Source organism: Erwinia sp. MYb416, assembly GCF_037479575.1.
Lineage (GTDB): Bacteria > Pseudomonadota > Gammaproteobacteria > Enterobacterales > Enterobacteriaceae > Erwinia > Erwinia rhapontici.
Window position 1 is genome coordinate 883 of the sequence record NZ_JBBGYT010000128.1, and the last position, 449, is coordinate 1,331.

Here is a 449-nt window from a genome sequence, read left to right on the forward strand (position 1 = left end):
TTATAGCGATTCAGCAGCTCGCCAATCGCTGCCATCACCTCCGGCTGCTGCGCGGGCAGATGCGGGCTGTTGACCACAATTTTGCCGCCGCTGAAGCCGGTGTTATACAAACCATGCTTGAGTGACATACTTTGTGCCAGCATCACAGCCTCACTCTCCTGCTGCTGACGCGAGCCATATTGACGCCAGCGAATGCCGCCGTTGGCCGGAAGAAGTTTGATTTGTGGTGAGCAGGCCAGAGTAAAGGACGTCTCGCTGTCAAACTGCACGGTTTCAATCTGATACTGTTTATCGTTCAGTGTTGCATTCAATGCGCACATGATTTTCATCCTGTTAATGAGTGAGATTTTGCTCAACAACGCCAGACTTCAGCAAACAGTGGCGAATCCCCAACGGGGTTGGCTGCTGTAAAAAATCGGCCATACTGATGGCCACGCTAAATTCCTGTT

Annotated in this window: 1 pseudogene; it reads right to left on the reverse strand. The window is 51.4% G+C overall.

Features of this window, described 5'->3' with window-relative positions:
* Positions 1–320, reverse strand: a pseudogene (locus tag WH277_RS01225) (Glu/Leu/Phe/Val dehydrogenase); the annotation flags it as partial.
* Between the last annotated feature and the right edge of the window lie 129 nt (positions 321–449).